12 protein-coding genes are annotated in these 9,020 nt (G+C 51.3%); 3 read left to right on the plus strand and 9 right to left on the minus strand.

The window, feature by feature from the left end:
* From AC2JC8_RS07540 to AC2JC8_RS07565, 6 genes are all read right to left on the minus strand, one after another.
* Positions 1-290 (minus strand): OB-fold nucleic acid binding domain-containing protein (locus tag AC2JC8_RS07540; protein WP_484594446.1); only part of this gene is annotated, 290 nt, incomplete at its 3' end.
* Entirely contained in the window at positions 274-1,044 is a 771-nt protein-coding gene (rpaB, locus tag AC2JC8_RS07545; RefSeq protein WP_484400027.1) for a response regulator transcription factor RpaB, read from the minus strand. The genes rpaB and AC2JC8_RS07540, both read right to left, overlap by 17 nt.
* A 110-nt stretch (positions 1,045-1,154) precedes the next feature.
* Positions 1,155-2,423 (minus strand): ABC transporter substrate-binding protein, encoded by a 1,269-nt coding sequence (locus AC2JC8_RS07550; protein ID WP_484400028.1) that lies wholly within the window; start codon positions 2,421-2,423, stop codon positions 1,155-1,157.
* On the minus strand, positions 2,420-2,938 hold the full coding sequence (gene mreD / locus AC2JC8_RS07555) for a rod shape-determining protein MreD (RefSeq protein WP_484400029.1): 519 nt from the start codon (positions 2,936-2,938) through the stop codon (positions 2,420-2,422). The genes AC2JC8_RS07550 and mreD overlap by 4 nt, the downstream gene beginning before the upstream one ends.
* 1 nt (position 2,939) lies before the next feature.
* Positions 2,940-3,677, minus strand: a complete 738-nt coding sequence (locus AC2JC8_RS07560) for a rod shape-determining protein MreC (protein WP_484400031.1) — start codon at positions 3,675-3,677, stop codon at positions 2,940-2,942.
* A gap of 3 nt (positions 3,678-3,680) precedes the next feature.
* Positions 3,681-4,727, minus strand: coding sequence for a rod shape-determining protein (locus AC2JC8_RS07565; protein ID WP_295456636.1), 1,047 nt, complete (start codon positions 4,725-4,727; stop codon positions 3,681-3,683).
* Between the two features lie 150 nt (positions 4,728-4,877).
* On the opposite strand from AC2JC8_RS07565, the gene AC2JC8_RS07570 reads away from it, so the two are divergent.
* Positions 4,878-5,252, plus strand: a complete 375-nt coding sequence (locus AC2JC8_RS07570; RefSeq protein ID WP_484400032.1) for a single-stranded DNA-binding protein — start codon at positions 4,878-4,880, stop codon at positions 5,250-5,252.
* 146 nt (positions 5,253-5,398) lie between these two features.
* On the opposite strand, the gene AC2JC8_RS07575 is transcribed toward AC2JC8_RS07570, so the two are convergent.
* Positions 5,399-6,046, minus strand: coding sequence for a DedA family protein (locus tag AC2JC8_RS07575; RefSeq protein ID WP_484400034.1), 648 nt, complete (start codon positions 6,044-6,046; stop codon positions 5,399-5,401).
* 36 nt (positions 6,047-6,082) lie between these two features.
* Positions 6,083-7,519 carry an adenosylhomocysteinase gene (gene ahcY / locus AC2JC8_RS07580; protein ID WP_484420331.1) on the minus strand — a complete coding sequence of 479 codons (1,437 nt, stop codon included), beginning with the start codon at positions 7,517-7,519 and terminating at the stop codon, positions 6,083-6,085.
* A 92-nt stretch (positions 7,520-7,611) separates the two neighbouring features.
* Between ahcY and tsaE the strand changes: the two genes are divergently transcribed.
* Positions 7,612-8,043 (plus strand): tRNA (adenosine(37)-N6)-threonylcarbamoyltransferase complex ATPase subunit type 1 TsaE, encoded by a 432-nt coding sequence (tsaE, locus tag AC2JC8_RS07585; RefSeq protein WP_484400035.1) that lies wholly within the window; start codon positions 7,612-7,614, stop codon positions 8,041-8,043.
* Positions 8,043-8,855, plus strand: a complete 813-nt coding sequence (locus tag AC2JC8_RS07590; protein WP_484400036.1) for a DMT family transporter — start codon at positions 8,043-8,045, stop codon at positions 8,853-8,855. Before tsaE ends, AC2JC8_RS07590 begins: the two co-directional genes overlap by 1 nt.
* An 18-nt stretch (positions 8,856-8,873) precedes the next feature.
* Here the strand turns inward: AC2JC8_RS07590 and AC2JC8_RS07595 are convergent.
* Positions 8,874-9,020 (minus strand): sigma factor-like helix-turn-helix DNA-binding protein (locus tag AC2JC8_RS07595; protein WP_484594449.1); only part of this gene is annotated, 147 nt, incomplete at its 5' end.

Genomic DNA, 9,020 nt, shown 5'->3' on the forward strand with positions numbered 1-9,020 from the left:
GCATCAAGGCTGGATTTTTCTAAATAGAGCTGAATTGAGCCACTGCCATCTAGAAGTGTAAAAAAGGCCAACTTACCCATCACCCGGCGGGTGATTACACGCCCTGCAACCAACACTGTGAGATCGCGTTCCTCACCATTAGCGAGATCGGCGTGGGCAGCTTGTAATTCGGCGCTGTTGTGGGTGGGCGCGAAATTAAGGGCATACGGGCCCTGCCCAAGTGCTTCTAACGCCTTGGCTTTTTCAAGGCGAATTTCTCTAAGTTCCAAATGTTCAGGCCCCTGCGGCAACGCTTATTTCACCCACCCTTTGGGAGGCATACCCAGTGCCTCGAACAGTGAGGATGAGTTCGGGATTACGGGGATCGGGCTCGAGTTTGCCCCGTAAACGGGCCACATAAACATCAACCACCCTTAAATCCGCCGCGCGTCTGGGAGGGTAACCCCAAAGTTGCTCAAGAATCTCCGCTCTTGGTACTACGCAACCAGGTTCTCGAAATAACAACTCCAGAAGACTGAACTCGGTGTAAGTGAGGGCGATGCGTTCGCCTGCGCGGGTCACCTGGCGTCGATTGCTATCAACAACTAGATCACCAAGCCGTAAAACGCCAAGGCCTGGCAGTTGTTCACGGGGATCTTGGCTGGCATTACCGCGGCCAACGCGGCCGAGGATGCGATTGATTCTTGTTTCTAATTCCTTAGGGCTAAAAGGTTTTGAAAGGTAATCATCGGCACCAAGATCAAGGCCCGCCACTTTTTCAGCAATGGCATCTAGAGCGGAAAGAAAAATAATTGGCACTGCTGATTCCGCTCTCAAGCGCCGGCAGACAGCAAAACCATCAAGTTTTGGCATCATCACATCGAGCACTACGAGATCGGGCTGCTCCTTGTTAAAAACTTCAATGGCCTGTTCGCCGTCTTCAGCGGTCAGCACCCGATAACCGGCTACTTCAAGCCTCATAGCCAATACCCGACGCACCGCTGGCTCGTCGTCCACTACCAGCACTGTGGGTTGCTGGGTAGGAAGCGCTTCGCCCTCGATCATTGGGTCGTTTAGTTACGAAGTGCAACCCTAACTTTCCAACCACAAAAAGTGAGCTATCTAATCAGTAATTTTTTTCAGCTTTCTAATTTTTTAATAATTGCTACTTTTGGCTAGGGCCACCTGGCAGCTGCGTAGGCATTCCACTCCTTTTCCGCTGCTAACAAGGCAGCTGAGCTGCTCAATTGGCCCAACATGGCCCGTTGCAACTGGCCGTAGATGATCGATTGCATTCGTTTTACACCTGGATCAGCAGGCACCAACACTCGAGCCTGGCCAAGGGTTTGGGCACTTAATAAACGGGCCTTTTGCACCAAATCTGCTTTCCCTGCCGATCCGGTTGCAAGCAATAGTTCCTGTTCAATTTCACGCAGAGCAGGCACAGATGAAGGCAACACTCGCGCTGCTCGAGCGAAACGCAATTGATTTTCTGGGTTAGTAATAAAAACAGCCAAATCCACCGCCTCCTTTGGGCGGCTTGTTTGACGCGTTACCGCCAAATTCATTACCGCCACATTTGCAACGCCGCTTTTGCCAACTAAGGGTGGATAGGGGGCTGTTTGGGCAGCAATTCGCGGCGCATTGGTTTGGATTGTGCTGAGGAATTCGGCACCGGTAGCCACTTGGGCCAATTCACCGCTTTGGTAAAGCTCAATTGCCCTGGCAAATCCCTGGCTCACCACCTCCCGCGGCAGCAAACCACGTCTATAAAGATCTGTCCAAAAAGCAAAAGCGCGCCTCCCCGCGGCACTGTTAAAACGCGCTCTATGGCGCATATCCAGAAACTCAACCCCCATCTGCACCATCGATTCCAATAATTCCGCCGAACCATCGGGCACAACCGTTACAAACAATGCGTAGCGGCCGGTGCGTTTTTTGATCTGCTCCGCATAAGCAGCTACTTCATCCCAACGGCGGGGTGGTTTGCTGTAACCGGCCTGCTGCAACAACTGCTGGTTAGCCAATGTGATGCGGGCGGTGAGATACCAGGGCAAGGCATAAAGCTCCCCCTGCTGCTCTCCCGCCTGCAGGATTTCCGGCATATAGGTTGATTTGGCTTGCCCCAAGCGATCCTGAAGCGGTAACAAACCACCTTTACTTGCCAAATTTGCAGCAAATAAAGGGTTCAGATTCACCACATCAGGTGCAGTGCGAGCAAATACTGCTGCCAGCACCTTGCGTTCCACCGAACCAAAGGGCAGATCGGTCCATCGCACTTTTACACCTGGATTACGGCTCTCCCAATCCGCCAGCATCGGCTTGATTAATGGGTCGAATTTTGGCGATAGCTGGATTGTCCAAAGTTGTAGCTCTGCTGTTTTTGGAGGGCGATTACAGCCCCCTAAGCCCACCAAGATCGCAAGAAGAAGCAGAAATTTCATTGCGGTGAGCGGGGTTGCAGGTATTGGGGGGAGATGCGGCGCCAAAACAGCACCAATAGAGAACACATCACCGGAGCGATTAAGGCGGTGAGCAAAGTTTGAGCGAGGGTTGTTTGCCAGGCCGCACGGCTGAATTCAGCGCGCCAATACAACTGCAAGGCATAGCTGCCATTAAGCAGCAAGGTGCCAAGCAAAGCCAGTAAACCAAGGGTGGTGCTGCGCTCAAGCGGACGACGGGCCGTTTGGAATTGGCCCCACCAAAAACCCAAAAGCGCCAGCACCGGCACCGAACTCAAATTGCTGCCCTGCAGGGCATCCAGCAGAAGGCCCATGGCAATCCCTGCCGTGGCTCCAGCCGCCGGACCCTCCACCACCGCCCAAGGCAGCAACCAAAGCACCACCCAGCAGGGGGGAATGCCATTTAGTTGCACCAGTGAAGGATTTGCCAATGTGAGCAGAAACACCAGCAGCCCGGTAGCAAACAATGCCCTGGAACGATCTAAAACAATTGCCACCTCAGCGCACCCTCACCCAATCGATTGCCTTAACAGGGGCACTTAGTTGAATCAACGCTTCTGGGGCCGGTGTTGCCTCAAAATCAACTTTTTGCACCACCCCCACTATCAAATTTGCTGGAAATATTGTGCTTGCAGGAGAAGTGATCACCACATCACCAGGCAGCACTTCCACATCTTTATCCAAAAAAGCTAGCCGCGGCCGGCTGGTGCCATCACCAACCAAAATCCCTTGCCCGCGCTTCCCCTGCAGTTCCACCGCCACGCGGCTGGAGGGATCGCCTAACAACAACACCCTCGCTGTGCTCGGGGTAACACTGCTAACGCGGCCTAACAAGCCACCTGGAGCTGTAACCGCAGCCCCCACCCGAATACCCTCCAAAGCTCCGGCCCCAAGTATTAACTGCTGCCACCAGCCTTGAATATTTCTACTTATTACCGCTGCTGTAAGCCAAGGGCCCTTTTGTAATTGCAAGGCTTGGTGCTGCTGTTGTTGTTGCAATTGGGCCTCAAGCAACGCAATGCGTCGTTGATCCTCAAAGCGTTGGGCTTTTTGCAGCCATTCCCGCTGGGCACTACCAGGCCAAAAAGGTCTTGTGGCCTGGGCATAAAAATCAAGCAGCAAGGCACCTTTGGAGATACGCAACACCGCAAAAGCGGCTAGGAGCAAAAGCCAGGGCCAGCTAGCAAGCAGCAAACGGGGATTCAGCAGGCGCTTGAGATTGGTTCTCAGCGCCATGGATCAGTTGGAAGAACGATGGAAATCAGCAGCATCCAAAACGCGGCCAAGGCGCTTGAAATCCTCTAAAACCTGTCCACAACCATTCACCACACAAAGCAGCGGATCTTCTGCTATGTGGGTAAGGATGCCGGTTTCATGGCTGATCAAATCGGCGATACCTCGCACTAGGGCGCCGCCGCCAGCCAACATGATGCCTCGATCAACGATGTCGGCAGCGAGTTCAGGCGGGGTGCGCTCGAGGGTGCGTTTTACCGCTTCCACAATCACGTTGAGGGGTTCCACCATCGCTTCTCGCACGTCACCAGATCGCACTGAAATAGTGCGTGGCAAACCAGAAAGCAGGTGTAAGCCGCGCACATCAATCGCGGTTTGATCAAATTCATCATTTGGAAACGCAGATCCAATCCGAATTTTGATGTCTTCTGCTGTGCGTTCGCCCACTACGAGGTTGTGCACTTTTTTTAGGTAACTGGCGATCGCATCGCTTAATTCATCGCCCGCCACTCGCACCGATTCAGATACCACGGTGCCCTGCAGGCTGAGCACTGCCACTTCTGTAGTGCCACCGCCAATATCAACAATCATTGAACCAACAGGTTCAGCCACCGGTAAACCTGCGCCAATTGCTGCCGCCACCGGTTCGTCTATCAGATGAACCTCACGGGCGCCACCTAAACCTGCTTCCCGCACCGCTCGCCGTTCAACGCCAGTAACACCACTAGGAATACCGATTACAAGGCGTGGAGCCAACATGCCGCGGCCTTCATTGCCCTTGCGGATAAAATATTTGATCATCTGCTCGGCGGCATCGAAATCAGCAATCACCCCGTCGCGCAGGGGTCTGATCGCTCGAATATTGCCTGGGGTACGACCCAGCATTTGTTTAGCTTCTTCCCCAACCGCTAGGGGGATGCCCTTATCAAGATCTATTGCCACCACTGATGGCTCCTGAAGCACGATGCCGCGACCTGATACGTAGATCAGGGTGTTGGCGGTGCCCAGGTCTATCCCGATATCGCGGGAGAACTGAAAACGACGCCAGAACATTGGGTAGTTGCTTAAGAGGGCGAATCATAGAGGCGCCTGGCGAACAAAAAAAATTAAAGGTGATACAACCGGCCCGAGCGGTGGAACTACTGGAGCTGTGTGCCGCCCTTGGGTGGCGCATCATGACCACTAAGTAAAAGGAAAAGTTCCATGGGCGTCAATTCCGTCACCCTCGTTGGCCGCGCCGGCCGTGATCCAGAAGTTCGTTACTTCGAATCAGGCAGCGTTGTTGCCAATCTCACCATTGCGGTAAATCGCCGCAGCCGCGATGAGGAACCAGATTGGTTCAATCTAGAAATCTGGGGCAAGCAAGCCCAGGTTGCGGCTGACTATGTGAAAAAAGGATCCCTTTTAGGGATCATCGGCTCTCTCAAGTTAGATCGCTGGACCGATCGAGCCAGTGGAGAAGAGCGCTCAAAGCCTGTGGTGCGAGTTGATCGACTCGAACTACTCGGCTCTAAGCGCGATGCAGAACAGACTGGTAGCTTCCAAAGTGGAAGCAATGAGGAAGACGTTCCTTTTTAGCTAAATTTCACCAGGATTTAACTAATTAAGCTCACCAAGCAAATTACTAAGCAAGTTCACTAAATTTTAAACTCTTACTAATAGAGTTTTTGTTAGTGAACTTAGTTTTTTGTTTAACTTAGCTTATAATTAACTTAGTTTTTTATTTAACGCCGCCGCCATGCTCTTAAACCAAGCCAGGAACCAAAAGCAAGGGCTGCAATAACTAAAATTACTTTCACAGCTTTAGTTACAGGTTCAAGCCATAGCTCAACATTGTCGTAGCCACTGCCCAAGGCCAAACCTGAAAGGGTGAGTATCAACACCCAGATCAAACTGCCCCCGGTAGTCCATAACAAAAATGGGGTAAAAGGCATTAATTCCATACCAGCTGGCACCGATATCAAAGTGCGCACCCCTGGCACTAAACGACCCCAAAACACCAGTGCAGTGCCGTAGCGATTGAACCAAATCCGGCTGCGTTTTAAATCATTAGCGCTAATCCCGATCCAACGGCCATGGCGTTCAAGCCACTGCTCAAGCCGCTCTTCATTAATTAATCTGCCTAAGCCATACCAAGGCAAAGCGCCTAGCACCGTGCCGCCAAGGCCAGCTATTACAACAGGCAGCAGAGCTAATTTGCCCTGCTGCACATAAAAACCCCCGAGGGGCATGATCATTTCAGAAGGAATCGGAGGGAAGAGATTTTCCAAAAACATCGTTGCGAAAATCGCCACATAGCCAAGGAAAGGGTTTGCTTCAACAGCTGAACCAATCAATTGGGGCAACTGTTGAAGCATTTCACTAAAACCCATCCGATTGCACCTCTTTTACGGATAATAAGTAACTATCTAGTAACGATAGTGATCGAGCTTGTAAGGCCCTTCCACAGCTACATTAATATAAGAAGCTTGTTCTGAGCTGAGTTCGGTAAGTTTGGCTCCGATTTTATCTAGGTGCAAGCGGGCAACCATTTCATCAAGATGCTTGGGAAGCACATACACTTTTTTCTCATACTTCTCAGGCTTTGTAAATAATTCAATCTGAGCCAGGGTTTGATTAGTGAATGAATTACTCATCACAAAAGATGGATGGCCAGTGGCGCAGCCAAGATTTACCAAGCGACCTTCAGCCAACAGAATGATGCGATTACCGCTTGGTAGGATGATGTGATCCACCTGGGGTTTGATATTGTCCCATTCATATTGTTTCAAGGAAACAACATCAATTTCGTTATCAAAATGTCCAATATTACAAACAATTGCCTGATCCTTCATCTTTAATAGATGTTCATGGCGAATCACTTGATAATTACCAGTGGCGGTAACAAAAATGTCTACATCTTGCACCACATCTTCCAGCCGCACTACTCGATAACCCTCCATAGCGGCTTGTAAAGCGCAGATTGGATCAACTTCAGCAATCATCACGGTGGAGCCAAGACCCCTTAAAGACTGAGCTGAACCTTTGCCCACATCGCCGTAACCAAGCACCAGCGACACCTTGCCGGCCACCATCACATCGGTTGCCCGTTTGATGCTGTCTACTAAAGATTCGCGGCAGCCGTAGAGGTTGTCGAACTTACTTTTGGTTACCGAATCATTCACATTGATGGCTGGAAATGGCAAGCCGCCTTCCTTCTCCATTTGATATAAGCGAGCCACTCCGGTGGTGGTTTCTTCCGTTACGCCTTGGATATTGGCGAAGATGCGTGAATACCAGCCAGGCTGTTCGGATAAACGGGCACGGATACTTTTAAATAAAGCCACCTCTTCTTCGCTGGAGGGGTTATTTAAAACAGAAGGATCTTTTTCTGCTTTTGCGCCAAGCACGATCAAGCCAGTGGCATCGCCACCATCGTCGAGGATCATGTTTGGCGTGCCGCCATCAGACCATTCCATGATGCGATGGGTGAATGCCCAATACTCATCAAGGTTTTCACCTTTATATGCAAATACCGGAATGCCCGCAGCAGCAATTGCTGCTGCCGCATGATCTTGAGTGGAAAAGATGTTGCAGGAAGCCCAACGCACCTCTGCGCCGAGGGCCACCAGCGTTTCAATCAGCACTGCAGTTTGGATTGTCATATGCAAACTGCCGCAGATGCGGGCCCCTTTTAAGGGTTGTTCAGCGCCAAACTTCAGCCTTAGGGCCATTAAGCCCGGCATTTCAGTTTCAGCGATTGCAATTTCTTTGCGGCCGAATTCAGCTAAACCAAGATCAGCGATTACGTAGGTGTTCGTGGCCTGCAGGCCAGCCGTTGAAAAAATGTCGGGTGTAGCCACCATGGGATTAACACTTCCAGAGGAAGTGGCGATTGGGTTTGGAATATCTGCGGAGACGCCGAGGCTTCGGGCTCGCTTGTTGAGAATCTACAAGAATGAACTGCTTCCTTGTTGATGCTGAAGCCACCAGGCTGCAGGGCCTGCAACTGGCTCAATACCTACCAGCTGGGGCATTGCTACTTCTTAGTGGCCCCTTAGGTGCAGGTAAAACTGCCCTTGTGCAAGGAATCGCAGCCGGCCTCGGTATTACTGAGGCAGTTACCAGCCCCAGCTATGCCCTTGCCCAGCACTACTTCTGCAGGGGCGAGAGCGCACCTGCGTTAATTCATCTAGATCTTTATCGGCTCGAGCAGGCAATTGCCGCTGATGAACTGTTTTTTCAAGAAGCGGAAGAAGCTCTAGCCTGCAATTCATTAATGGCAGTGGAATGGCCGGAGAGGCTGAGCGCACTGCCAACGGGGGCCTGGCTGCTGAAGCTAAGCCTGGAGGGGGAGGGTCGCCGTTTTCAGCTGCAGGCGCCCGGCTAATGCTGCTGAGTGCCTTCAGCTTCAGCGTGATGGCCGTATGCGTAAAACAACTGGAAGGGCGAATCCCAGTAGCTGAGGTGGTATTTGCCCGTTCGGTGGTGAGTCTTGGGATCAGCTGGTGTTTGATTCAGCGGATGGGGCTTAATCCATGGGGTAAGAAGCGCCGGATGCTTGTGCTGCGCGGGATAGTGGGCACCCTGGCACTTTTCTGCGTTTATTCCGCATTAGCGGAGCTACCGCTTGCAGCCGCTACGGTTTTTCAATACCTGTATCCCACTTTCACAACTGCCCTGGCTTGGGGGATCTTGGGAGAGATAACTGGCAAACGCATCTTTGCCGCCATGGCTTTGGGCTGGCTTGGGGTTTTTATGGTGGCCCAACCGTTTGCTGCTAGCCCATTACCAGCAATGGCAACAGCGATTGCAATCACTGGTGCGCTGCTCACTTCAATCGCTTACGTAACTGTAAGAAGCCTGGCTGAATACGAAAATCCAATGGTGATCGTGTTTTATTTCCCTTTGGTATCGCTGCCCATGAGCCTGCCTTTGCTTGTTTTAAATCCGGTGCTGCCAAGTGGCAGCGATTGGGCTTGGCTGATTGGTGTGGGAATTTTTACCCAACTAGGACAAATCTGGCTTACACAGGGTTTAACCCAAATGCCAGCAGCAAGAGCAACAGCAATTAGTTATGCTCAAGTAGTATTTGCCGCCACATGGGGAGTGTTATTTTTTGGTGAAATATTGAACATATCCACTATAATTGGCGCCGCACTTGTGCTTGGAGCAACAATACTTAGCCTTAAAATGAAATAAAGATTGGCAAGCTAAGTATCAAGCCGCTACATAAGCAACAACTGTTTCACTTACGCGACGCAGGCCAGCTAGACCATCACGTTCCAAATTACGCACGCGATCACGGCTCATTCCTAATTCCCTACCGATACCGGTAAGACTCATCGGCTCTTCCACATCAATGCC

This window comes from Synechococcus sp. (assembly GCF_982614295.1).

What these genes read in the sequence shown, in the direction of transcription:
- rpaB (WP_484400027.1), bottom strand. Translation starts at nt 1,044, where the DNA reads ATGATCGAGGGCGAAGCGCTTCCTACCCAGCAACCCACAGTGCTGGTA.
- AC2JC8_RS07550 (WP_484400028.1), bottom strand. Translation starts at nt 2,423, where the DNA reads ATGAAATTTCTGCTTCTTCTTGCGATCTTGGTGGGCTTAGGGGGCTGT.
- AC2JC8_RS07560 (WP_484400031.1), bottom strand. Translation starts at nt 3,677, where the DNA reads ATGGCGCTGAGAACCAATCTCAAGCGCCTGCTGAATCCCCGTTTGCTG.
- AC2JC8_RS07565 (WP_295456636.1), bottom strand. Translation starts at nt 4,727, where the DNA reads ATGTTCTGGCGTCGTTTTCAGTTCTCCCGCGATATCGGGATAGACCTG.
- AC2JC8_RS07570 (WP_484400032.1), top strand. Translation starts at nt 4,878, where the DNA reads ATGGGCGTCAATTCCGTCACCCTCGTTGGCCGCGCCGGCCGTGATCCA.
- AC2JC8_RS07575 (WP_484400034.1), bottom strand. Translation starts at nt 6,046, where the DNA reads ATGGGTTTTAGTGAAATGCTTCAACAGTTGCCCCAATTGATTGGTTCA.
- ahcY (WP_484420331.1), bottom strand. Translation starts at nt 7,519, where the DNA reads ATGGTGGCTACACCCGACATTTTTTCAACGGCTGGCCTGCAGGCCACG.
- tsaE (WP_484400035.1), top strand. Translation starts at nt 7,612, where the DNA reads ATGAACTGCTTCCTTGTTGATGCTGAAGCCACCAGGCTGCAGGGCCTG.
- AC2JC8_RS07590 (WP_484400036.1), top strand. Translation starts at nt 8,043, where the DNA reads ATGCTGCTGAGTGCCTTCAGCTTCAGCGTGATGGCCGTATGCGTAAAA.